This window comes from Flavonifractor sp. An112 (assembly GCF_904377885.1).
GTDB lineage: Bacteria > Bacillota > Clostridia > Oscillospirales > Oscillospiraceae > Flavonifractor > Flavonifractor avicola.
Genome location: NZ_CAJFGT010000027.1, coordinates 20,982 through 43,762 on the forward strand (window position 1 = coordinate 20,982; position 22,781 = coordinate 43,762).

Annotated in this window: 21 protein-coding genes; 8 read left to right on the forward strand and 13 right to left on the reverse strand. The window is 57.5% G+C overall.

From position 1 onward, the window contains the following. Positions 1-148: 148 nt before the first annotated feature. Complete coding sequence (locus IHN22_RS05750) at positions 149-1,030, reverse strand: LysR family transcriptional regulator (protein WP_191434074.1); 882 nt, start codon at positions 1,028-1,030, stop codon at positions 149-151. Between the two features lie 316 nt (positions 1,031-1,346). On the opposite strand from IHN22_RS05750, the gene IHN22_RS05755 reads away from it, so the two are divergent. The 6 genes from IHN22_RS05755 to IHN22_RS05780 all read left to right on the forward strand — a co-directional run bounded on the left by IHN22_RS05755 (position 1,347) and on the right by IHN22_RS05780 (position 9,445). Next, a complete protein-coding gene (locus tag IHN22_RS05755; RefSeq protein ID WP_087188608.1) occupies positions 1,347-2,285 on the forward strand; it encodes a glycyl-radical enzyme activating protein in 939 nt (312 codons plus the stop codon). Between the two features lie 74 nt (positions 2,286-2,359). Then, complete coding sequence (locus tag IHN22_RS05760; protein ID WP_191434076.1) at positions 2,360-4,732, forward strand: glycyl radical protein; 2,373 nt, start codon at positions 2,360-2,362, stop codon at positions 4,730-4,732. An 83-nt stretch (positions 4,733-4,815) separates the two neighbouring features. Continuing rightward, the gene (locus IHN22_RS05765; RefSeq protein ID WP_191434077.1) at positions 4,816-5,946 is read left to right on the forward strand and encodes a YkvI family membrane protein; all 1,131 of its coding nucleotides are present in this window, start codon (positions 4,816-4,818) and stop codon (positions 5,944-5,946) included. A gap of 111 nt (positions 5,947-6,057) precedes the next feature. Next, a complete protein-coding gene (locus tag IHN22_RS05770) occupies positions 6,058-7,275 on the forward strand; it encodes an iron-containing alcohol dehydrogenase (protein WP_191434079.1) in 1,218 nt (405 codons plus the stop codon). Positions 7,276-7,280: 5 nt separating this feature from the next. Further along, entirely contained in the window at positions 7,281-8,189 is a 909-nt protein-coding gene (locus IHN22_RS05775) for an NAD(P)-dependent oxidoreductase (protein ID WP_191434081.1), read from the forward strand. Between the two features lie 50 nt (positions 8,190-8,239). Beyond that, the gene (locus IHN22_RS05780; RefSeq protein WP_087188611.1) at positions 8,240-9,445 is read left to right on the forward strand and encodes a MalY/PatB family protein; all 1,206 of its coding nucleotides are present in this window, start codon (positions 8,240-8,242) and stop codon (positions 9,443-9,445) included. 47 nt (positions 9,446-9,492) lie between these two features. Here the strand turns inward: IHN22_RS05780 and IHN22_RS05785 are convergent, their stop codons facing one another. From IHN22_RS05785 to IHN22_RS05830, 10 genes are all read right to left on the reverse strand, one after another. After that, positions 9,493-10,707, reverse strand: coding sequence for a MalY/PatB family protein (locus IHN22_RS05785; RefSeq protein WP_191434083.1), 1,215 nt, complete (start codon positions 10,705-10,707; stop codon positions 9,493-9,495). 213 nt (positions 10,708-10,920) lie between these two features. After that, the gene (locus IHN22_RS05790) at positions 10,921-11,424 is read right to left on the reverse strand and encodes a MarR family winged helix-turn-helix transcriptional regulator (protein WP_087388785.1); all 504 of its coding nucleotides are present in this window, start codon (positions 11,422-11,424) and stop codon (positions 10,921-10,923) included. 244 nt (positions 11,425-11,668) lie between these two features. Continuing rightward, entirely contained in the window at positions 11,669-12,073 is a 405-nt protein-coding gene (atpC, locus tag IHN22_RS05795) for an ATP synthase F1 subunit epsilon (protein ID WP_087188614.1), read from the reverse strand. After that, complete coding sequence (atpD, locus tag IHN22_RS05800; RefSeq protein WP_087327305.1) at positions 12,074-13,474, reverse strand: F0F1 ATP synthase subunit beta; 1,401 nt, start codon at positions 13,472-13,474, stop codon at positions 12,074-12,076. Positions 13,475-13,496: 22 nt separating this feature from the next. Continuing rightward, positions 13,497-14,378, reverse strand: coding sequence for an ATP synthase F1 subunit gamma (gene atpG, locus IHN22_RS05805; RefSeq protein ID WP_087188616.1), 882 nt, complete (start codon positions 14,376-14,378; stop codon positions 13,497-13,499). Further along, the gene (gene atpA / locus IHN22_RS05810; protein WP_191434084.1) at positions 14,366-15,886 is read right to left on the reverse strand and encodes a F0F1 ATP synthase subunit alpha; all 1,521 of its coding nucleotides are present in this window, start codon (positions 15,884-15,886) and stop codon (positions 14,366-14,368) included. Before atpA ends, atpG begins: the two co-directional genes overlap by 13 nt. After that, entirely contained in the window at positions 15,883-16,407 is a 525-nt protein-coding gene (gene atpH, locus IHN22_RS05815) for an ATP synthase F1 subunit delta (protein ID WP_191434086.1), read from the reverse strand. The genes atpA and atpH overlap by 4 nt, the downstream gene beginning before the upstream one ends. Beyond that, positions 16,404-16,892 carry a F0F1 ATP synthase subunit B gene (atpF, locus tag IHN22_RS05820; RefSeq protein WP_087188619.1) on the reverse strand — a complete coding sequence of 163 codons (489 nt, stop codon included), beginning with the start codon at positions 16,890-16,892 and terminating at the stop codon, positions 16,404-16,406. Before atpF ends, atpH begins: the two co-directional genes overlap by 4 nt. 14 nt (positions 16,893-16,906) lie before the next feature. After that, on the reverse strand, positions 16,907-17,125 hold the full coding sequence (gene atpE / locus IHN22_RS05825; RefSeq protein WP_207752835.1) for an ATP synthase F0 subunit C: 219 nt from the start codon (positions 17,123-17,125) through the stop codon (positions 16,907-16,909). Between the two features lie 45 nt (positions 17,126-17,170). Next, complete coding sequence (locus IHN22_RS05830) at positions 17,171-17,872, reverse strand: F0F1 ATP synthase subunit A (RefSeq protein ID WP_191434088.1); 702 nt, start codon at positions 17,870-17,872, stop codon at positions 17,171-17,173. A gap of 286 nt (positions 17,873-18,158) precedes the next feature. Here IHN22_RS05830 and IHN22_RS05835 point away from each other — a divergent pair, with 286 nt between their 5' ends. Both IHN22_RS05835 and IHN22_RS05840 read left to right on the forward strand, forming a co-directional pair. Then, a complete protein-coding gene (locus IHN22_RS05835; RefSeq protein ID WP_191434090.1) occupies positions 18,159-19,775 on the forward strand; it encodes an ATP-binding protein in 1,617 nt (538 codons plus the stop codon). 6 nt (positions 19,776-19,781) lie between these two features. Beyond that, a complete protein-coding gene (locus IHN22_RS05840) occupies positions 19,782-20,450 on the forward strand; it encodes a response regulator (RefSeq protein ID WP_087188623.1) in 669 nt (222 codons plus the stop codon). A gap of 95 nt (positions 20,451-20,545) precedes the next feature. On the opposite strand, the gene IHN22_RS05845 is transcribed toward IHN22_RS05840, so the two are convergent. Both IHN22_RS05845 and IHN22_RS05850 read right to left on the reverse strand, forming a co-directional pair. Next, entirely contained in the window at positions 20,546-21,898 is a 1,353-nt protein-coding gene (locus tag IHN22_RS05845; protein WP_300985637.1) for a radical SAM protein, read from the reverse strand. Positions 21,899-22,034: 136 nt separating this feature from the next. Continuing rightward, positions 22,035-22,742, reverse strand: coding sequence for a TetR/AcrR family transcriptional regulator C-terminal domain-containing protein (locus IHN22_RS05850; RefSeq protein ID WP_087188624.1), 708 nt, complete (start codon positions 22,740-22,742; stop codon positions 22,035-22,037). Positions 22,743-22,781 lie beyond the last annotated feature (39 nt).

Consider the following 22,781-nt stretch of genomic DNA (forward strand, 5'->3'; position numbering starts at 1 on the left):
GTGCCGCTGGTTTCCCTGTTTGCCTCCCTGCTGCTGGGGAAGAAAAAGAAGCGGGCTGGATAAGCGGACAAATCAAAAAAGAAAAAAGCCACTGGAAATTCTAGCGAATTTCCAGTGGCTTTTTTCTATGCAGAAGATGATTGGAACCTTAAGGAGTGAGCGGAGCAAAGGACTCTTTTGCCAGTTTGATAAATGCCTTTCCGATGGGGGAGATATTATCCCAGGCGGTGTAAGCGATGCCGATATCTCGGTAGGGGGCCTCTGTAAGATCCCGGACTTCAAATTGAAAGTTCAGGTAGTCCCGATAGGACATCTCCGGCAGGATGGTCACACCAAGTCCCCGGGAAACCATGGAGATGGTGATGTCATCGTCACTGATGCAATATTTAACGTTCAGATTGAGGTTGTAGTTCTTAATCAGTTCACCTACCTGATGCCGCGGTCCTTCTCCCGGCATGATAAAAGACTCCGGTTCCAGATCTTTCAGGGAAAGACGTTCCTTTTCTGCCAAAGGGTGGCCTGGAGGCAGGATGGCGGCCAGCTTTTCCCGATAGAGATTCACAAAGGGAAATGGGGTTTGGGAGGAGACAGAGAGAAAACCAAACTCCACGGTGCCGCTGGCCAAAAGACGTTCCACGTCGCTGTAGTTGCCATGGAGCAGCTGAATTTGAATATTGGGGTAGCGGTCATTGAAGCGCTTGACCATATCCGGAAAGGTATGGATGGCCAGGCTGGGGATGGAGGCAATGCAGAGCTTACCGGCGCCTACACCCAGGTAGAAGGAGGCCCATTGATCCAGCGTGGTCTGACTGTTTACGATCTTGATGATAAACGGCATAGCTTCCTGGCCTGCGCTGGTCAATCTGGTTTTTCGTCCTTCCCGAGTCAGCAGGCGAAAGCCCAGGGCCTGCTCCAGACTATAGATACAGTGGGAGACAGCAGACTGGGTATAGCCCAATTCTGCAGCGGCACGGGAGAAACTTTCGCACTCAACGACCTTTAAAAATACTTTGTATTTGTCGGTTTCCACAGCTTGCGCCTCCTGACGTGCTCATACGGTAAAGTATGAAAATCTTTGATGGGAACCATCGGAAATATTCGCTAGATTTTGGGCAAACTCTGTGCTAATATTTGTGACAAAGAAACAAAGGTTTTGCAACTTGATTGTTAAGATGATTGTTAATAAGCCTGTCTATTTAATAATAAGACAAAAAGAAAAACGTGTCAATATTTATTGAAGATTTGAGAAAAAAGAAATATTTGGCGGTTTCAAATACGGAAAAAATAACAGCGTAAAATGACTTTTTTGAGGCGAGGCAAATTAAGAGAGAAAAGAGGGGCTGCGCATGGAAACCGGAAGGATTTTTAACATTCAGAAGTGCTCCATTCGTGATGGACGGGGGATGCGTACATCGGTCTTTTTCAAGGGCTGCGGCCTGCACTGCCTCTGGTGTGCCAACCCGGAAGGAATTTCCTTTGAACCGGAAATCACGCTGAATCCTCAGAACTGCATCGCCTGCAACGGGTGTATGCGAAATTGCCCCACGGGTGCTTCCCGGCTGGATGAGAATGGGGTGCCGGTGTACCAGCGGGACCAGTGCACCAGCTGCGGACGGTGCGCGGACCTGTGCCCCACCGAGGCCAGAAAGCTGAACGGCCAGGACTATACGGTGGAGCAGCTGTTCAAACGGATCTATCAGGATCGGTTTTACTTTCAGCATTCCGGCGGCGGCGTGACCTTTACCGGCGGAGAGGCGCTGATGCAGCCGGAGTTCCTGTTGGCGATCAGCAAAAAGTGCAGGGAATATGGCGTCAACGTGGCCATTGAGACCTGTGGCTGCGGCGACTATGAGAAATTTGCCCCCTGCCTGGATTACATCGATTTTATCTACTTTGATCTGAAGCATATGGACAGTGAGCAGCACCTGAAATGGACGGGTCAGCGCAACGAGCGTATTCTGGAAAATCTCCGCCGGATCAGCCAACACGGCAATGAGATCATCGTCCGCACGCCGGTGATTCCGGGTATCAACGATTCAGAAGAGAATATCCGGGAGACCGCTCGGTTCATCCTGCCCCTGGCGGCGGTCCAGAAGTACGAGCTGCTGGCTTACCACAAACTGGGCGTCAACAAATACAAATTGCTGGGTAAGCCCTATCTGCTGGAGGAGATTCAGGAGCCGACGGCAGAGCATATGTTCCATCTGGTGGACGTGGCCAACGAGGTGCTGGCTCCGGCAGGGAAGAAATGCTTTTATAACCTGAACAACGACTACGATGAGTAAGTCTGGCAATGGGATAGCTGGATCACTCCGGTGATCCTTCAAGATAAAACTGCTTTTCAAAGGAGGAATCTGTTATGGCATCTGAACGAGTGGAATTTTTAAAGGCGCGTCTGCGCAACACAAATCCGTCCATTTCGGTGGAACGGGCCAGACTGGTGACCCAGTTCTACCGCATTCCCTCCATCGAATCGCCCATTACCAGAAAGGCCCGTATGCTGGAGTACCTGCTCCAGAATATGACCATCTTCATCAATCCCCAGTCCATTTTTGTGGGTGACCATGGCGAGCGCTACCGCTCGGTTCCGGCTTATCCGGAGTGGGGCTCCAACTGGATCCTGGAGGACATCGATACCTTTGACACCCGCAGCACCGATACCCTTTACTGGGACAAGCCGGAGGACAAGCAGGAGCTGATCGACATTTGCACCGAGTGGCGGGGCAGAGGCTTCCGGGAAGTGATCGACAGCCACCTCAGCGAGGAGCAGAAGCAGGCCTCCCTGGACGGCCTGATCACCATTGGCTCCCGCATCGTGTCCACCGCCAGCCATATGCCGGAATACGGTGTGATCTTTGAGAAGGGCTTCGCCAAAATGATCGATGAGATCCAGGCCAAGCTGGACGGCATCGAGCACTATGATTACATCACCCAGGAGCAGAAGGATACCTGGGAGGGCATGATCATCACCCTGAAGGCGGCCATCCAGTTTGCCCACCGGTATGTGAAGCTGGCCCGGGAGATGGCCGAGACCGAGGAAGATCCCAAGCGCAAGGCTGATCTGCTGCGGATCGCGGAGACCTGCGAGCGGGTGCCCGAGCTGCCTCCAAGAACCTTCTACGAGGCCATGCAGTTCTTCTGGTTCATCCATCTGATCTATCAGATCGAAAACGCCGGTCACAACCACTCCATCGGCCGGTTTGACCAGTTTATGTACCCCTATTTCATCCATGATATCGAAAACGGTGTGGCCACCGAAGATGATATCGTGGAAATGATCCAGTGTATGCTTATCAAGTGGACTGAGATCTTTGAGCTGCGGGATCACATCGAGGCGGAAGCTTATGCCGGTTTCCCCATGTGGACCAACGTGACCATCGGCGGCATTGACTCCAACGGCCATGACGCCTGCAACCGGCTGACCTATCTGTTCCTGGAGGCTGCCGACGGCGCGGAGACCACCCAGCCCGCCATCTCCTTCCGCTTCAACAAGAAGATCGACGAGACCATCTTCCGCCGGGCCCTCAAGCTGACCCAGAAGGGCCTGGGACAGCCGGCCTTCTTCAACGATGAGATCAACATTCCTCGGGTGCTGGCCAACGGCTGCAACGACATCCGGGAGGCCCGGGACTACGCCATTGAGGGCTGCGTGGAGGCTCAGGTGCCCGGCAAGACCGACTTCCGCCCGGTGGCCGGCTTCATCAACATCCTCAAGGTGCTGGAACTGGCCATGCATGATGGCGTAGACCCCAAAACCGGCCGTCAGTTTGGCCCCAATACGGGCACCATGGAGGAAATGGACTCCATGGAGAAGTTCATGAAGGCCTACGAGGCGCAGCTGGCCTATATCATCGACTACCACCTCCAGGCCTACGGCATCTGCTCCGCCCTCCATTCCCAGATCTGCCCCACCGTCTTTGCCTCCTGCATGGTGGACGGCTGCATCGAGAAGGGCCGCATCCTTCAGAAGGACGGCGCCCGCTACAGCTCCACCGGTACCTTCATCAGCGGCGTGGCCAATGCCGCCGACTCTCTGGCCGCCATCGATCAGGTGGTGTTCCAGAAGAAGCTGATGACCCTGGCTGAGCTGACCCAGATCCTGGACAGCAACTACGCCGGCCGGGAGGACGTACATCAGATGCTGCTGAACAAGGTGGTACACTTCGGCAACGACGAGGACCTGGTGGATGAATACTGCCGCCGCGTGGTGACCTTCTGTGCCCTGGAGAACCAGGCCCATAAGGATTCCCGCTTCGGCCAGTACGAGCTCATCCTGCTCAACCAGACCTACAACATCTGGCAGGGCCGCTGCGTGGGCGCCACCCCCGACGGACGTATGGACGGCGAGCCGCTGGCCAACAACGCATCTCCCTCCAATGGTATGGACCGCAACGGTCCCACCGCCGTGGGCAACTCCATTGGCAAGATGGATACCCTGATGGTGCCCAAGGGTGTGCTGGTCAACCATAAGTTTGATCCCGCCGTGGCCAAGGGTGAAAAGGGCCTGGAGATGCTGGAGACCTTTGTCAGAGGCTATTGCGAGGCCGGCGGTCAGCACGTGCAGATCAACGTGGCGGATACCGCCACTCTGCGGGACGCCCAGAAGCACCCGGAGAACTACAAGCACCTGATGGTGCGCGTAGCGGGCTACTCCGCCTTCTTCGTGGAACTGGATCCTCGTGTCCAGGAGAACATCATCGGCCGCACCGAACACGGCAGCTGCTGCGGATGACGGGTATCTCCGGGGACGCAGGGGCTGCGTCCCCGGAGCAAAAATAAAACAGAAAGGGAGCGAGATTTATGGGGACTAAGAAAATGTCAGTCGGTCAAGTGATTCTGCTCAGCGGCGCGCTGCTTGCCTACCTGGTGGGTTCAGGTTGGGCCAGCGGCCAGGAAACGGTACAGTACTTCACTTCCAGCGGCCTTTGGTGCTTTGTCCCTGGCGTATTAAATATCATCATGCTCTATTTCGGCTATACCGCTTACGGATATGCCGGCCGGACCCGGGGCATCGACAGCCTCTCCGGCGTATTTGAATTTTATGTGGGCAAGTATATCGGCAAGCTGTTTGTTATCTTTGCCTGGCTGTTCACCTTCTGCGCCTATGTCTTCATGATTGCGGGCTTCGGCGCCACTCTGGAGCAGCAGATCGGGCTCCCCACCGCAGTGGGCTCCGCGCTGGGCTCTGTTCTGGCCATTGTGACTGCCCTGTTCGGCCTGAACGGCATCGTCAATGTCATCGGTAAGATCGGGCCTGTGATCGTTACCATCATCACCTTCATCGGCGTTGTCTCCATCTTTATGTTTGCCCCCTACATCACCCAGGGCGCCGCCCTGCTGGCCAGCGGCGAGGTCACCGTGCCCGTGGCCGGCGGCGGCCATCCTCTGACGGCGGGCCTCTCCTTCGGCGGCTGCTCTCTGCTGCTCTGCTCGGCCTATGTGGCCCGGCAGGCCCACGACCTGCGGGGATACAAGTGGAGCAATTTCAAGCTGATCGTCTTTATTGGCGCGGTGGTGGACTCCGTGGTGCCCATCATGATCGGTTATGCCCACCTGGGCAACATCCAGGAGTCCGGCAACGCCCAGATTCCCAACCTGATCCTGGCCAACCACATCTTCCCCGGCCTGGGTATCATCCTCTCCATCGTAATCCTGCTGGCCATCTACAGCACCATCTGCCCCCTGATGTGGTCCACCATCAGCACCTTCTTCAAGGATGAAAAGTCCGCCAAGTATAAGATTGCCTGCTGTATCTTTGCGGTGGCGGTGTATATCGTGACGCTGTTCGTCCCCTACTCCACCCTGCTCAACTACATCATGACCTACTGCGGCTATTCCGGCGCCATCGTCTTCGCTGCCTGCGTGATCCGCTACTTTATGATCCGCAGCGCCGACAAGAAGAGCGGCAAGGTGACCGAGGCTGTGGTTGCCATTGAGGAGTCGTAAGCATACCTGATTCAGGTACCCTAAAAGGCCAGCCCCGGAAGTCCCATGAACCGGGCTTCCGGGGCTGGCCTCTCTTTGTGTCAAACTTTATTCTATCAGGGAGGGAAAACCATGTTTCGACCTGTTGCGCAGATCCCGCTGGACTACAGCGTGTTTAAAGACAAGAACTCTGTGTTTGCCTGGGCGCCATCCGGCGCCATTCTGTTCGGCAACGGCTGTGTGGCCCGCACCGGCCAGGAACTGAAACGCCTGGGCGTGAGCCGCGTGGTGGTGGTAAGCGATCAGGGCCTGGTCAAAGCCGGTATCGTTCAGAAGGTGCTGGACGCGCTGGAACAGGCGGGCGTGACATACCAGCTGTACGATCAGTGCGAAGCCGACCCCAGTGTGGAGACGGTAGAGGCCATTGCCGCGCTGGCCAAGGACGCCGACCTTCTGGTTGGTGTGGGCGGCGGCAGCTCCATTGATCCCGCCAAAGCAGCCGCCATTCTGGTCACCAACGGCGGCAGCATCCGGGATTATCAGGGCTGCGACAAGTTTTCCAAGGCGCCCCTGCCCCTTGTGGCCATCCCCACCGCTGCCGGAACCGGAACGGAGACCACCCCCTTTGCCGTTATCACTGACCGGCAGAGGGCGTGGAAAATGCCCATCGGCGGAACCGGGATCATGCCGGCTCTGGTCATAGCCGATCCGGAGCTGACCTACTCCCTGCCGCCTCATATCACTGCTGCCACCGGCATGGATGCCCTGACCCACGCCATTGAGGCCTATACTTCCCGCTGTACCGAGCCCATTTCCGATGCGCTGGCCATCCAGGCCATCAAGCTGTTGGCCAAAGCCATCCGGCCCGCTGTTTTCCGGGGCGATATCGACCGGGATGCCCGCTACGATATGATGATGGGCAGTATGCTGGCCGGCTATGCTTTTACTTCAGCCAGCCTGGGTATCTCCCACTGTATGGCCCACCCTCTGGGTGCTATGTATCATGTGCCCCACGGCGTGGGCAACGCCATCTGCCTGCCGGTGGTGATGGAGTTCAATATGGGCGCCTGGCCTGAGCGCTACGCGGATATTGCCACCTTCTTCGGTGAGGATGTGTCCGGCCTGTCTGTGCTGGACGGGGCCCGCAAAGGCGTGGAGTGTGTCTACCGCCTGGTAGAGGACCTGCCCATTCAGCCTCTGGAGCATTGGGGGGTCACTCTCCAGTCTCTGGATCAGCTGGCCGATGAGGCCATGAAGGGCGGCGACCGGCCTAATAATGCCCGTATGACCACCAAAGAGGACTTTATCCGCCTGTATACCAAGGCCCTTACCCTGAAGAAGCAGGGGTGAGAACCATGGCCAACAAGTTTCGCAAACTGGTGGCGGTGGAGCCCATCCGGTTTGACCGGCAGGCGGTGCAGAAGCTTTCTCAGGTGGCGGACGAGGTGATCTGTTACCAGGACAGCCCGGCCAGTCAGGAGGAAATACTTCGCCGGATCGGCGATGCGGATGGGGTGCTGGTCTTTTACACCAGCACCATCGGGGCCTGGGTTATGGAACGCTGCCCCAACCTGCGCTACATCGGAATGTGCTGCAGTTTGTACACACCAGAGAGCGCCAATGTGGATATTCAGGCGGCCCATGCCAGAGGCATCACGGTTACAGGGATACGCCGGTATGGGGATCAGGGCGTACCGGAATTTATCATCAGCGAGCTGGTTCGCCTGTTCCACGGATTTGGCGGCGTGCAGTTCCGGCCGGAGCCCATGGAGCTTGCCGGGGCGCGGGTAGGCGTGATCGGCATGGGCGATGTGGGAAGCCTGGTAGCGGATGCCCTGCGCTTCTTCCACGCAGATGTCTGCTACTTCAGCCGTACCCGAAAACCGGAGGCAGAGGCCAGAGGAATCTGCTATCTTCCGCTGCCTGACTTGCTGGAACGCTGTGACGTGGTGACCACCCACCTGCATAAGCACACGGTGCTGATGGATGAGCAGGCGCTGGCCAGACTGGGCAACGGCAAGGTGCTGATCAATACCACCTTTACACCGCCCTATCCGTTGGAGGCCCTGGAGAAGTGGCTGAAGCAGCCGGGGAATTTCTATATCGGGGATACGGCCAACGCCATAGGCGGGGTCAACGGGCCGATTTACGCCCTGCCCAATGTGATCTGCCCCAATCGGATCGCCGGCGAGTCGGTGCAGTCCGGGCAGCTGCTGCGGGAAAAAGTACTTGATAACCTGAGACGCTATCTGGAAGAAACTTGACGGTCCAGATTCAAACCAGCTCGATTGAGATTGAAAGGTGTATCTGACCCATGAAATATAATTTTGATGAGATCATTGACCGGCGGAATACCAACGCCATGAATCTGGAAGGGTTCCGGGAGTATATTTTCCACGCCGATCAAAGCCTGAAGTTCCCCTTCCCGGACGACCAGTTTATCCGGATGTGGATCGCCGATATGGAGTTTGCCACCCCCCAGGTCATTATTGACGCCGTCAAAGATCGCCTGGACAAGCGGATCTTCGGCTATACCAAGGTGTTTGACCCGGAATATTATGAGGCCTTTGCGGGCTGGACCCAAAAGATGTACGGCTGGTCCTGCAAAAAGGAGCATCTGTTTACCGCCGCCGGTGTGGTCCCGGCTCTGTATGAGCTGGCGGAGTATGTCTGCAAGCCGGGGGAGAAGATTCTCACCCTTACCCCGGCCTACAGCTATTTCAAGCACGCGGCGGACTATCACGGCATTGAACTGGTGTGCAGCAACCTGATCAATCGGGATAACTACTACACCATAGATTTTGAGGATCTGGAGGCCAAGGCGGCAGACCCTGCGGTGAAGCTCTTCTTCTTCTGTAATCCCCACAATCCCTCCGGCCGCATCTGGACGGAGGAGGAGCTGAGACGGGTGGCGGAGATCTGCTTTGACCACGGCGTGCTCATCGTCTCCGATGAGATCCACTGCGATCTGATCCGCACAGGGCTGAAGCACACGCCGCTGGCCAAGCTGTATCCCGACAGTGATCAGATTATCACCTGTATGGCCCCCAGCAAGACCTTCAATATGGCGGGCTTTATGCTGGCCAACATCGTTATTCCCAATCTGAAGGTGATGAAAGTCTGGAAGGAGCGGCACTACGACTGGCAGAATCCTCTGAGTGTGGAGGCGGTCAAGGCAGCTTATCAGTACGGCGAGGACTGGCTGACTCAGCTGAAGCTCTATCTGGATGAGAACTTCCGGTTTGTGGGCCAATACCTGGCCCAGAATCTGCCGCTAGCCAAGTACCGGATCTCCGAGGCCACCTATCTGGGCTGGGTGGATGTGTCGGCCTATGTGTCGCCCGACGAGGATCTGCCCATGTTGTTTGCCCGGGAGGCAGGTGTGCTGCTGGAAGGCGGCGATATGTTTGTGACCAATTCCGACGGCTTTATTCGCCTGAATCTGGCCTGTCCCAAATCTATACTGGAGGAAGGATTGCGCCGGATCTGTAAACTGCTGGCTGAGCGGGCCGCGGCATAAGAAACCATCCGGGCCGGTGGGGGTATCCCACCGGCCCGGATGGTTTTTCAGGGCAGAAATACATAGCGTGCCAGTCGGTCGAAGGCCTCCTGAACGCGGGAGAAGGGGAGGGCCAGATTCATGCGGATATGACAGGGACCATGGAACATCCGGCCATCCTGAAGCGCCACCCCCACATCCCAACAGGCGTGGAGCACATCGTCAAGGGTTTTTCCATGGGCCTCACACCACTGGGAGCAGTCGATGAAAAGCATATGGGTGCCCTCCGGCATGGTAATGTCCAGACCGGGGAAGTGATCGTGAATGAAGGACACTGCGTAATGCATATTTTGCGAGAGCACCTGGCACAGCTCATCCACCCAGACGTAGCCCTCGGGCTGATAGGCCCCGATCAATCCGTGCATGGACAGTACGTTCATCTCGTTATAGTGGGAGAGGGAGGACTCCTTCAGAACGCGGTCATGGAGCCAGGGATCGTAGATGATGTGGTAGCCTCCCACCAGACCGGCCAGATTGAAGGTTTTGGAGGGGGCGTAAAAGGCGGCGGTGTGGAGCCGGGCATAGTCGTTGACGGACTGGGTGGGGATATGCCTGTGTCCGTCCAACAGCAGGTCGGACCAGATCTCGTCGGCAATGACATAGACATGATGCTTTTCAAAGATGGCCATGGCACGTTCCAGCTCCCAGCGCTCCCACACCCGGCCGCAGGGGTTGTGGGGACTGCACAGGATCATGGCGTGAATTTGGTTCTCTATAATTTTGCGCTCCATGTCCTCAAAATCCATGCGCCATACCCTGTTTTCATCTTTCACCAGGTGAGAGTGGACAATATGGTAGCCGTTGTTCTCCAGGCACATGGTAAAGCCAATGTAGGTGGGGGCGTGGACCAGAACATGATCCCCTTTGGAGCACAGTACGTTCAGAGCACTGATGACCCCGCCCAGTACACCGTTTTCGTAACCGATGTGCTCTGCCTTCAGCCCGGAAACCCCATTGCGGCGCTGGTGCCACTGGATGATCTCATCAAAGTAGGCCTGTCTGGGTACAAAGTAGCCGAAGGCGGGGTGTTTGACCCGCTCCATCAGGGCATTTACAATGGAGGGACAGGCGGGAAAATTCATGTCCGCGATCCACATGGGAATGGCGTCGAAGCCTTCCTTGGGCAGCGAAGGCTCCATGCCGTAGTAATCATCCCCGATGCAGTCCACCGCGCTTGCGTCCAGGTTATGCCGGTTCATAATGGATGTAAAGTCATATGTCATGGAGAGACACCTTCCCTATATGTTATAAAGCTGCTTAATATTTAAGCCCATTATAAACCAATGCTGGTAATATTCAATGGGGCATCCATATTTTTATGACATAATAGGACAGGACCGGATCATTATTTGATCCGGTCCTGTCCTATTGCAGCTATAAAGGCCCCGCTGCCATACAGCAGGGAATATTTGGAACATGGCGATCAAGGAAAGAGGTCAATCCTCCTCTTTCCGGTAGACAAAGAAATTTTCCCGACTGCGCTGAATATCACCCTGGTATGCCTCATTCAGCTTCTTCTGGACGGCAATGTGATGTTCCAGTTCCTCTTCTGTAAAATCAGACAGCAAGTCAAAGGTAATCTTCTGGCTGGTGCGGTTGAACTTCTGATGGGCTTTGCTGAGCTCCTCTCCCTCGGCGGTGAGGAACAGGTTGTAAAGCCGCTTGTTGGCGGAATTGCGCCGCTGTTCCACCAGGCCCTTGTCGCACAGCTTGCGTACGCTCTGGGAGCAGGCGCTGGTGGTCTTTTTCAGAATATTGGAAAGATCTGTGACCGTAATGCCGGGATAGGCGGCAATCAGACTGATGATGTCGCCCTCCGCCTGAAAAAGGATGTAGTTGCCGTAGTGGTGGGGAAGGGAATCATATTCCTCCATCAAGGCATAGGCCTTGTCCTGCTCTGCCCAGAGCTGCTTCAGCAATCTGTTCCTTCTTTTTTCCATAAAATACAGCCTCTCTCTCTATCTTGATATGGAGCGGCATCGCGCAAGCAATCTGAAGTAACAATATGGGATAAAATGATTTGATACGAAGTTTCTCTTCTATAGTTCCATTTTATATAAAGTTTACCCAATGTGCAATATGCAAGATTGTTAAAAAAGAATAGAACAGGGAAAAGAGACGACAAAAATCCTGTAACCTTATGGGTTACAGGATTTTTGTCAAAGCAAAATAGAGAGGGGTATCTCAGCGTCTGGTTTTCAGGCGGGCCATGGCCCGGGCCAGAGCGGCCTTGGAGTGATAATACTCATGGACGCTCTGCTTCTGACGCAGGCGCTCCTCGGCACGCAGCTTTGCGGCCTCGGCCCGCTTCCGGTCGATCTCCTCGGGATGTTCGGCGAAACCCACCAGCAGGATCACATAGTCCGGCTTGATCTCGGCAAAGCCGGCTCCCACAGCGGCAGGCTCCCACTTGTTCTCCACCTTGTAGCGCAGCTCCCCTGGCTCCACGGCGGTGACCACCGGTTCGTGGCCGGGGTAGATGCCCATCTGGCCGTCCACAGCGGGAAGAACCAGGGCTTCGGCGGGGCCGATGTAGAACTGGCGCTCGGGGGTAATGATCTCCAGGGTAAAGGTACCGGTTTGGGCCATTTATACCGCCCCCATCTTCTTGGCCTTGGCAATGACCTCGTCCACGTTGCCCACGTTGCTGAAGGCGGCTTCGGGGTATTTGTCCAGCTCGCCGCCCAGGATGGTCTCAAAGGAGCGGAGGGTATCCTCCAGCTTCACATAACGGCCCTCCAGGCCGGTGAACTGCTCGGCCACAGAGAAGGGCTGGGAGAAGAACTGCTGGATGCGGCGGGCCCGCTCCACGGTGCGCCGGTCGTCCTCGCTCAGCTCCTCCATGCCCAGGATGGCGATGATGTCCTGAAGCTCCCGGTAGCGCTGGAGCAGCTCCTGGGTGCCGCGGGCGATCTTATAGTGCCGCTGGCCCACCACGTCGGGCTCCAGAATACGGGAGGTGGACTCCAGGGGGTCCACCGCGGGGTAGATGCCCTGCTCCACGATCTTACGGGAGAGAACGGTGGTGGCGTCCAGGTGGGCAAAGGTGGTGGCAGGGGCGGGGTCGGTCAGGTCGTCGGCGGGGACGTAGACGGCCTGCACCGAGGTGATGGAACCGTCCTTGGTGGAGGTGATGCGCTCCTGGAGAGCGCCCATCTCGTTGGCCAGGGTGGGCTGGTAGCCCACGGCGGAGGGCATCCGGCCCATCAGGGCGGACACCTCGGAGCCAGCCTGAACGTAACGGAAAATGTTGTCGATGAAGAGCAGCACGTTCTGCTTCTCCTGATCCCGGAAGTACTCGGCCATGGTCAGGCCGGTAAGGGCCACCCGCATACGGGCTCCGGGGGGCTCGTTCATCTGGCCGAAGACCAGGGCAGTCTTTTCAATGACGCCGGACTCAGTCATCTCCCGCCACAGGTCGTTGCCCTCACGGGTACGCTCGCCCACGCCGGTAAAGATGGAGTAGCCGCCGTGCTCGGTGGCAATGTTGTGGATCAGCTCCTGAATGAGCACGGTCTTACCCACGCCGGCGCCGCCGAACAGACCGATCTTGCCGCCCTTGGCGTAGGGGGCCAGCAGATCGATGACTTTGATGCCCGTCTCAAAAATGTCCACCACGGGACGCTGGTTTTCAAAGGCGGGGGGCTGGCGATGGATGGACCATTTTTCCTTGGCATTCACCGGCCCCTTCTCATCAATGGCGTCACCCAGGACGTTGAACATCCGGCCCAGCACGCCTTCGCCCACGGGGATGGAGATGGGAGCGCCGGTAGCGATGACCTCCATGCCGCGGCCCAGGCCCTCGCTGGGGGAGAGCATAATGCAGCGGACGGTGTCGCCGCCCATATGCTGCGCTACTTCCATGACCTGGCGCTGACCGTTCAGCTGGACCTCCAGGGCCTCCTTGATCTCGGGCAGGCTGCCCTGGTCAAAGGCAACGTCCACAACAGGTCCCATGACCTGTACAATGGTTCCCTTGTTTTCCTTCATATCGTAATCTCCCTTGGACTTTTTACAGTGCGGCCTGGGCGCCGCCCACCACCTCGGTGATCTCCTGAGTGATGGCGGCCTGACGGGCCCGGTTGTAAGACAGATTCAAATTTTGCAGCATAGCCCGGGCGTTGTCGCTGGAGGATTTCATGGCGGTCATGCGGGCGTTCTGCTCCGAGCAGTAGGATTCCACCAGAGCGCCGAAGATGTCGCCCTTCACATAGCCGGGCACAAGGCGGTCCATAACCGCCTTGACAGAGGGGACGTATACCACGTCCCGATTGTAGGTGTCCCGGTTTTTCTCATAGTCGGGAAAGACGTCTGGGTCCAGAGGCAGCAGCTTGTGGACGGTGGGCTCCATGCGGAAGGTATTCACCATGCGGGTGAAGAGGATATAGACCTCGTCCAGCTGTTCCTCCAGATAGAGGTCGATCATCAGCTCGGCCATATCCCGGGCCCGGCCCATGTTGGGGTCCTGGGCGGTATAGAGAAACTCCACATCGATGGGGATGCCGTGCTCCTGGAAATAGGAGCGGCCCACCTGACCCACCACGAAGAGGCTGGTATGGGGATGCTGGCTCATCTTCTGCTCGGCCAGCTTCAGAATGTTGTGGTTGTAGGCGCCTGCCAGGCCCTTGTCGCCGGTGATGACGATATAGCCAATCTTGCGGTCCTCCGGCTGGACGCTGGGGCGCTTGTCAAAGAAAACGTGACTGATCTCCGGGGAGTGGTGGAGAATGTCGGAGATGGTGGTCTCGATCTTCTGAAAGTAGGGCTCCACATCGGTGAGCTGTTTCCGGGCCTTCTGAAGATTGGAGGAGGAGATGAGATACATGGCGTTGGTGATCTTCAGGGTCTGCTCCACGCTTTTGATGTGGGTGCGGATCTCTTTTATGCTTGCCATGTGGCGCTCACCCGTTTCTTGGCGTTGTCCAGTACCGAGCGGATGGTCTCAATGGCCGGGCCGCTCAGGTTGCCGGTGGACTGGATCTCGTCCACCACGTCGGTGTGTTCCTGCTCCATCTCCTGGGCAAAGTCCAGCACGAAGGAGCGTACCTTGTCCAGAGGCACGTCGTCCAGCAGTCCGTTGGTGGCAGCATAGAGGATGATGGCCTGGCGGCTTACCGGCATGGGGTTGTAAAGAGGCTGCTTCAGCAGCTCCAGCAGGCGGCGGCCGTGGTCCAGAGCCTGCTGGGTGGCGGGGTCCAGATCGGAGGCAAACTGAGTAAAGACCTCCAGCTCACGGAACCGAGCCAGGTCGATACGCAGGGTACCAGCGGTCTTTTTGATGGCTCGGGTCTGGGCGGAGCCGCCTACACGGGATACCGACAGGCCTACGTTGACGGCGGGCCGCTGGCCGGCAAAGAACAGGTCGCTCTCCAGATAGATCTGGCCGTCGGTGATGGAGATGACGTTGGTGGGGATATAGGCCGACACATCACCGGCCTGGGTCTCGATGATAGGCAGGGCAGTCATAGAGCCGCCGCCGTATTCCTTAGTGAGGCGGCAGGCCCGCTCCAGCAGACGGGAGTGGAGGTAGAACACGTCGCCGGGATAGGCCTCACGACCGGGGGACCGCTTGAGCAGCAGGGAGAGGGTACGGTAGGCCACCGCGTGCTTGCTCAGATCGTCGTAGACGATGAGCACGTCCTTGCCTTTGCTCATGAAGTACTCGCCCATGGCCGCGCCGGAATAGGGGGCGATGTACTGGAGGGGGGCGGACTCACTGGCGGTGGAGGAGACGATGATGGAGTAGTCCATGGCATCGTGCTTCTTCAGGGTATCCTGAATACGGGCCACGGTGGAGGCCTTCTGGCCGATGGCCACATAGATGCAGATCACATCCTGACCCTTCTGGTTCAGAATGGTGTCCACGGCGATGGCGGTCTTGCCGGTCTGCCGGTCGCCGATGATGAGCTCACGCTGGCCCCGGCCGATGGGTACCATGGCGTCGATGGCCAGGATACCGGTCTGAAGGGGGACGTTCACCGGCTCACGGCTGACCACGCCGCTGGCCTCATGCTCAATGGGGCGGGTTTCGGTGGCCTCAATGGGGCCCAGACCGTCGATGGGCTGGCCCAGCACGTCCACGACGCGGCCGATCAGGCCGTCGCCCACGGGCACGTCGGCAGGGTGGCCGGTGCGGCGTACCACGGTGCCCTCCCGGACTCCGGCGTCGCTGCCCAGCAGTACCACGCCCACGCTGTCCCGGGCCAGGTTCATGACCATGCCCTTGACGCCGGTGTCCAGCTCTACCAGTTCGCCGTATACCGCCTTGTCCAGGCCGTAGACGGTGGCAATGCCGTCGCCTACTTCCAGCACCGTGCCGGTCTCATCCCGCCGTACGCGGGTATCATACCCTTGAATCTCCTCCCGAAGGATGGAGACGATTTCTTCGGGATTGGTTTTCATGCCATTCGCCTCTCTTCCAGTTGCCGGCTCAGACCGGCCAGCGCGCCCCGGACGCTCTTGTCATAGGTTACGCCCTCCAGTTCCAGCGTGAATCCGCCCAGCAGGGCGGGGTCGATGTGGATGTCAAAGACCACATCAGCCTTGTGGTGGAGCCGGCACAGGGCCTGTTTCAGCTTTTCCTGCTCCGCTTCATCGGGGACACGGACACAGGTCAGGCGGCAGCGGACCGCCCCCCGCTGAGCCAGGGCCTTGTCATGGAAGGCTTCCAGAATGTCGGGCAGCAGAGTCATACGGCCCTTTTCCGCCAGCAGGCGGTAAAAACGCATCAGCAGACCGTGGCCGTCCAGAATGGGCAGCCGGTCCAGAACACGCTCCTTTTCCCAGGCTTGGACGGCGGGGGAGCACAGGGCCTCCCACAGAGGGGCGTCCGCCATCATGGCCTGAGCGGTGGCTTGCAGGGTCTCCTCGTCGGGGGAGACGGCATAAAGCGCCTCTGCATAGCGGCGGGCCAACTCATTCATGCCTGCTCACCCACTTCCGACAGGAATGTATCCACAAAGGCCTTGTCGTCGTCGCCGTCCATAGACCGCTGGGCCACTTTGGCAGCGGCCAGCAGGGCCAGGGAGGCCACCTCGTTCCGGGCGCCCCGCAGCATGGCGTCCCGCTGCTCGGCGATCTGGGCCTCAGCCTCGCTGCGCAGACGCTTGGCGTCGGTCTCTGCTTCGGCCATCTTGCCCTCGTAGACACGCTGGGCCCGGTTCTGGGCGTCGGCCACGATCTTGGCGGCCTCATGCCGGGCGTCGGTCAGCTTGCCCTCGTACTGGGCCTTCAGCGCTTCGGCCTGACGGTTATTTTCCTCCGCGGAGGAGATCTCGCCCTTCACCAGAGCGGCCCGCTGTTCCAGCACGGCGTTGACACGGCCGAAGAGAAACTTCTTCAGCAGGAAAAAGAGTATCAGCAGGTTGATAATGGTGAAGAGAATGGTGGAAAGATGGAACTCCAGCATTGGGGGCGCCCCCTTTAACCGACGAAGATGATGAGCAGAGCGGTGATGAAGCCGAAGATGGCGGTACCTTCTGCCAGGGCGCAGCCCAGCAGCAGAGCGCTGTTGATCTTGCCGGAGGCCTCGGGCTGACGGGCAATGGCCTCGCTGGCCTTGCCGGTGGCGAAGCCGATGCCGATACCGGCGCCGATGCCGGTGAAGACTGCGATTGCGGCAGCAATGATAGCCATAGACATGATAATTTCCTCCTGTAAATCAAATGTTTCTTGGATGAATGTGCCTTACTCTTCCTCTTTGATGCCCTCGCCGGTGAACAGTGTGGTCAGGAACACAAAGACGACCATTTGGATCAACCCGTCAAACAGGTCGAAGTAGATGCTGAATACCGCCGGCAGAAATACCGGGACCACAAATTTGAGCATCTCCATGATGATGAATGCGCCCAATACGTTGCCGAACAGACGCATACACAGCGCCAGGGGCCGGATGATGACCTCCATCAGATTGATGGGGAGCAGCAGCGGCATGGGCGCGGCGAACTTCTTCAGTCCGCCCAGCAGACCGTTGTACCGGAACTGGGAGCCATAGATGAGCAGCATACTCATCAGGGCCAGGGCGGTGGTCACGCTGATGTCCTTCGTAGGCGGCGTCAGACCAAAGATGCCAATGATATTGGCAAAACCGATATACAGCGCCACCGTGCCCAGGTAGGGGGCAAAAGGCCGCCAGTGACTGCCGATGTTGGTCTTGACGAAGCCGTTGAGGAACTGCACCGCGCTCTCCAGGGCGATCTGGACCTTGCCGGGATTGCGTACGCTCAGGTTCCGGGTCAGCAGCAGCGCCGCAATGACCAGTACAGCCATGACGATCCAGGTCACCACCACCGACTCCGCCACCGGAATGCCTCCAAACAGCGGGATGGTGAAAGCGGTGTGGTTTCCCAACTCCTCCACCAGGGATTCCTTGAATGCATCCAAACACATCACCTCGTTTTCGCAGGCCTTATCTTACTACCTGGTCCAAATTTCCGTAACCCTTTTGAAAGTAAAAAAAGTAATGAAAATACACGGAAAACAAGCTTTTAACGAGACTTACCAAAAGGAAAGTGCAAAAGAATGGAAAAACTGCTATGGTTCCACGGAAGGCGCTGTCAGGGCTTATCCGCATCATTTGCGCTTTGGCGCAAAAGTATGCCTGGGACGGCTGCCGGCTTTTGTTTGACAGGCTTCGCGGTTTTTCCTATACTGGTAACAAAGGAGGCGAGTGTCTATGTCCACACAGGCCAGATCCTCCATCCGTGCACGGCTGATGCGGATGAACCTGGTGATTGTCATCGTATCCATTGCTCTTTCCATAGGCGGGACCCTCTATTTTACCCTGCGCAGTGAACAGACGGCTCTTGACAACAATCTGCTCAATTCCGCGTCCATTCTGTCCCAGGTACCTATGATCCAGGAGGCCCTGCAGGGGGAGCGTACTATAGAGGAGCTGTCCGATTATCTGGACGAAACCACCAGCCGTACTTCCGATATTGACTTGATCCTGGTGGGGGACACCCAGTCCAAATTGCTCTATGTGCCGGACAGCACCCTGATCGGCACCTCCTATGTGGGGACGGCCCAGCAGGCGGCGCTGGCCGGTGCGGCTCCCTACACCTCCAATGAGACGGGGCCCATGGGCTCGGACCACTCCGCCTATGCCCCTGTGCGGGACGAGGCGGGGGAAGTGATCGGCTTCGTCATTGTAGGAGTCTACTTCCGCAGCATGGCTCTGGTGGGTCTGCACACGGTGCTTCGCCTGCTGGCGGTGGGTGTGGTGGCGGCAGTGCTGGGTTCTCTGCTGGCCATGCGCCTGTCCTGCAGCATCAAGCAGTCTCTGATGGGTTATGAGCCGGACGCCTTTGCCCGCCGGTTCCACCAGAGGGAGGATATCCTGGACGCGCTTGAGGAGGGTATCCTGGCCATCGATGCAGAGCAGAAGGTGATTTTTCTCAACAAGGCGGCGGCGGAGATGCTCTCCATTGAACGGCAGACTGCCGTAGGCCGGCCCCTCCATGAGGTCTATCCCCGTTCCACGCTGGACCGCATCCTCCGCACCGGCCAGTCGGAGTACAACGTGAGTATGAACTCCCTGAAGGAGATCCGGGTGCTGGCTGACCGGATGCCGCTGTATGAGAATGGAACGCTGGCCGGTGCGGTGAGCATCTTCCGCAACCGCACCGAGCTGACCCGTATGGCGGATGATCTGACGGGTGTGCAGCATATGGTGGAGGCTATGCGGGCCTATACCCATGAATTTATGAATAAGCTCCATGTGATCCTGGGTCTGCTCCAGATCGGAGAGCCGGAAAAGGCCCAGGAGTACATTATGGATACCACCCGGACCCAGCGGGTGGCGGTGAGCCGCATTATGAACCAGATTCGCCAGCCCTCGGTGGGGGCGCTGCTGGTAGGTAAGACCAGCCGGGCCAACGAACTGGGTATCCATCTGCGGTTGGACCGGGAGAGCACCCTCAGTGAGGAGAGCCTCTGGCTGCCGCCGGAGGCCTATGTGACCATTCTGGGCAATCTGATCGAAAACGCCATCGAGGTGCTCAACCAGTCCCGCCGTGCCACCAAAGAGGTGTCGGTGAGCATCCGGGAGAGCGAGGACAGTCTGCTGCTGTGCGTGGAGGACACCGGGCCCGGCATCTCCCCGGCCCTGCGTCAGACTCTGTTTCAGCGGGGGGTATCCACCAAGGGCCGCAGCCGGGGTACCGGCCTGGCATTGGTCCAGGAGGTGGTGGAGGCCTATCACGGGCAGATCCGGGTGGAATCGGAGCCGGGAGTGGGCACATCGTTTTTTGTGAGCTTTTGCCGGGAGAAGGTCCCGGAGGACGGAGAGTGAGTTTGGATGTATCGCGTTGTGATTGTGGAAGACGATCCCATGGTTTCGTTGCTGGACCGGACTTTTACAGAGAAAGACCCACGGTTTCGGGTGATCCAGACCTTTCAGGACGGACGGGCCGCCCTGGAGTGGTTGGCTCAGAATCCGGCGGATCTGGTGGTGCTGGATGTCTATATGCCGCTGTTTACCGGGGTGGAGCTCCTTCACGCCCTCCGGGAGAGGGCCATCCCTGTAGACGCTATCATGGTCACTGCCGCCAACGATGCCGCCACCGTGGACCAGCTGCTTAAAATGGGAGTGGTGGACTATCTGGTCAAGCCCTTTACATACGAGCGATTCCAGCAGGCGCTGGATACCTTTTGCCGCCACCGGGAGGCGGTCATGGGGGAGGAAGTGACTCAGGGAGAGCTGGATAAACTGTTTGCCCCGCCGGAGTCCGGGGAGCACAGCGCCCCCAAGGGCCTCCAGGAGAGCACCCTGCGGCTCATCCGATCCTGTCTCCGGGCCGCGCCGCCCCAGGGACTGCCCAGCGAGGCCCTCTCCAAACAGACCAATTTGTCGGTGGTGACGGTGCGCCGTTATGCCAACTACCTGGTGGAGCGGGGAGAGGCCTTCAGCACCATCAATTACGATACAGGCGGCCGCCCCTGCCGCCTGTATCGGGCAAAAGAGTGAGGGGCACGGTTACCACGTAACGCGGCGATCCCCCCAGCGCGGCTGTTTGCAGACGCGCTGGGGGGATCGTTTTGGAGAGAAGGGCTGGATATGGATTATGAAGGCTGTTGGGAATGAGATTCCTGCCAGAGCGCATCGGCTACCGGTTTCCACCGTTGGGCATAAGGAATCGTCTTTTCGCACAGATGCTCCGGGCTTTCCGGACTTTGGTAGTCGGTGTTGACAGCCCCAGTTTCGGCTACCATTTTGGGTAAGAACTCCGGGTTTTCCAGCATAGGGCAGGGGCGGAGCATATTATTGTTGAAGGGCTGACTGCGGTGATAGGCCTGGAAGAGAGGAGATTTCAGGGCGTCCAGCAAACTTACATCGTGGATATTTACGTTGGAATAGTGGATAAACACACAGGGCTCCACATCGCCTTTGGCGTTGATGTGGAGATACCGTCGGCCGCCGGCGATGCAGCCGCCCACATATTCGCCGTCGTTCTGGAAGTCCAGGGTGAAGATGGCCTTGGTGGAGCGGAAGGTGCGGATGGCATGGTACATTTTGGACCGCTGCTCCGGGGAGGGCAGCAGCTCCACGGCGGCGTCGTTGCCCACGGGTATATAGTGGAAGAACCAGGCGAACAGGGCACCGCTGTCAATGAGCTGGTCAAAGTACCGTTCGCTGCTTACGTCATCCACATTGCGGCTGGTATAGCAGGTGGAGATGCCGAAGGGCAGATTGTGGGAGTTCAGCAGAGCCATGACCGCGTGGACCTTCTGATAGACACCCTCTCCCCGCAGGGAGTCGTTTGCGGCCTCAAAGCCCTCCAGGGAGATGGCGGGGACAAAGTTTTTCACCCGCAGCATCTCCTGACAGAAAGCCTCGTCGATCAGAGTGCCGTTGGTAAAGGACAGGAACATACAGTCCGGGTGCATTTCGCAGAGCTTTATGATGTCCCCTTTGCGTACCAGCGGCTCGCCGCCGGTGTAAATGTACATATAGGTGCCCAGCTTTTTGCCCTGGGTGATGATAGAGTCCAAATCATCCAGGCTCAGGTTGAGTTGGTGACCGTATTCCGCCGCCCAGCAGCCGGTGCAGTGCATATTGCAGGCGGAGGTGGGGTCCAGCAGAATGGCCCAGGGGATGTTGCAGTCCTCCCGCTTGCTGATCTCCTCCTGAATGGCGCTGCCCTTCAGACTGGCATTGAGCAGGAAGTTCTCAGCAAAGGCCTTCCGCACCCCCACATCCAGCTGGAAGAACCGCAGGATCAGCTGATACCAGTTGTTCTTTTCCTGAATAGCCTTGCGGAAGGCATCCCGCTGAGGCCGGTACCAGTCGGACGGGGTATATTTGTCAAACAGCTCCATGAGCTTGGGGATGTTTTCCTCCGGATTGCCGTCCAGATAACGAAGGACCTGATTGATGGCAAACCGCTGCATGGCGTCTTTTACGGGATTGCTCATATAGTTCATCCTTTCCGTACTGCATCACAGTTTTCTGCCATTATAACGGGAACCGGCAGAGACTGTCATGAGACAAAATCGGGATATGTCAAAAATTTTGACATATCCCGATTTTGTTGCAGTTTCTCTATAAACATTACAAATCAAAAGATTCGGCGGGAAATGAGGAACGCTGTTCCGCAAAGCGAATCACGGCGCCCAGCTGCTTTACGTTCCGGGTGAATTCTTCGGGTAGCATCCCGTTTCTTGACAGGATCCACCGTGCAATGCAGCAGACAATAGCGTCAGCAAAAAAGTTGGCGGTAAATTCGTCACATTTTCCGTCTGCCGGCAGGAAGGAGAAGTAGTGTTTGAAGATGGAAAAGACGCTTCGTTGAAAATGAACGAGAAAGGAGTCCTGCCCCTTCACTTGCAGCGCGGAGCGATAAAAGACCCGGTTTTCATAGAAATAGTCGCATAGCTGTTGGAACTTATCCCAGGGATCTTCCTGAGCGGCGTCAGGACTGTCCCGTAGTACCGCACCTATCTCAGAATCAAAGATCCAGTTAATAAGGTGGTATTTATCCCGGAAATGGTAATAGAAGCTCTGCCGTTTCATGCCGCACCGCTGGCAGATAAAGGCCACATTGATTTTTTCAATGGGCATTTCCCGCATGAGCTCCTTCAGCGCCTGAGCCAGCGCTTTTTTGGTAATGGTGGAGTCTGGCATGGCGATCCCTCCTGTGAAATGGTATGATACCATAGTTTCTACAGCGGTGCAAGAATGGGGAACGGCACAGGAGGGGCAACCTTTAGGATTGTTAAGACAGCCTTCAGAAAACCTTTCTGTATCCCTGCCTGCCATCTGATATACTGCTTACATCAGAATTGCAGGATGGAGGAG

Excerpts from the sequence above, each read along its gene's own strand:
- IHN22_RS05755 (WP_087188608.1), top strand. The coding sequence starts at position 1,347 with ATGGAAACCGGAAGGATTTTTAACATTCAGAAGTGCTCCATTCGTGAT.
- IHN22_RS05760 (WP_191434076.1), top strand. The coding sequence starts at position 2,360 with ATGGCATCTGAACGAGTGGAATTTTTAAAGGCGCGTCTGCGCAACACA.
- IHN22_RS05765 (WP_191434077.1), top strand. The coding sequence starts at position 4,816 with ATGTCAGTCGGTCAAGTGATTCTGCTCAGCGGCGCGCTGCTTGCCTAC.
- IHN22_RS05770 (WP_191434079.1), top strand. The coding sequence starts at position 6,058 with ATGTTTCGACCTGTTGCGCAGATCCCGCTGGACTACAGCGTGTTTAAA.
- IHN22_RS05775 (WP_191434081.1), top strand. The coding sequence starts at position 7,281 with ATGGCCAACAAGTTTCGCAAACTGGTGGCGGTGGAGCCCATCCGGTTT.
- IHN22_RS05780 (WP_087188611.1), top strand. The coding sequence starts at position 8,240 with ATGAAATATAATTTTGATGAGATCATTGACCGGCGGAATACCAACGCC.
- IHN22_RS05785 (WP_191434083.1), bottom strand. The coding sequence starts at position 10,707 with ATGACATATGACTTTACATCCATTATGAACCGGCATAACCTGGACGCA.
- IHN22_RS05790 (WP_087388785.1), bottom strand. The coding sequence starts at position 11,424 with ATGGAAAAAAGAAGGAACAGATTGCTGAAGCAGCTCTGGGCAGAGCAG.
- atpC (WP_087188614.1), bottom strand. The coding sequence starts at position 12,073 with ATGGCCCAAACCGGTACCTTTACCCTGGAGATCATTACCCCCGAGCGC.
- atpD (WP_087327305.1), bottom strand. The coding sequence starts at position 13,474 with ATGAAGGAAAACAAGGGAACCATTGTACAGGTCATGGGACCTGTTGTG.
- atpG (WP_087188616.1), bottom strand. The coding sequence starts at position 14,378 with ATGGCAAGCATAAAAGAGATCCGCACCCACATCAAAAGCGTGGAGCAG.
- atpA (WP_191434084.1), bottom strand. The coding sequence starts at position 15,886 with ATGAAAACCAATCCCGAAGAAATCGTCTCCATCCTTCGGGAGGAGATT.
- atpH (WP_191434086.1), bottom strand. The coding sequence starts at position 16,407 with ATGAATGAGTTGGCCCGCCGCTATGCAGAGGCGCTTTATGCCGTCTCC.
- atpF (WP_087188619.1), bottom strand. The coding sequence starts at position 16,892 with ATGCTGGAGTTCCATCTTTCCACCATTCTCTTCACCATTATCAACCTG.
- atpE (WP_207752835.1), bottom strand. The coding sequence starts at position 17,125 with ATGTCTATGGCTATCATTGCTGCCGCAATCGCAGTCTTCACCGGCATC.
- IHN22_RS05830 (WP_191434088.1), bottom strand. The coding sequence starts at position 17,872 with ATGTGTTTGGATGCATTCAAGGAATCCCTGGTGGAGGAGTTGGGAAAC.
- IHN22_RS05835 (WP_191434090.1), top strand. The coding sequence starts at position 18,159 with ATGTCCACACAGGCCAGATCCTCCATCCGTGCACGGCTGATGCGGATG.
- IHN22_RS05840 (WP_087188623.1), top strand. The coding sequence starts at position 19,782 with ATGTATCGCGTTGTGATTGTGGAAGACGATCCCATGGTTTCGTTGCTG.
- IHN22_RS05845 (WP_300985637.1), bottom strand. The coding sequence starts at position 21,898 with ATGAGCAATCCCGTAAAAGACGCCATGCAGCGGTTTGCCATCAATCAG.
- IHN22_RS05850 (WP_087188624.1), bottom strand. The coding sequence starts at position 22,742 with ATGGCAGGCAGGGATACAGAAAGGTTTTCTGAAGGCTGTCTTAACAAT.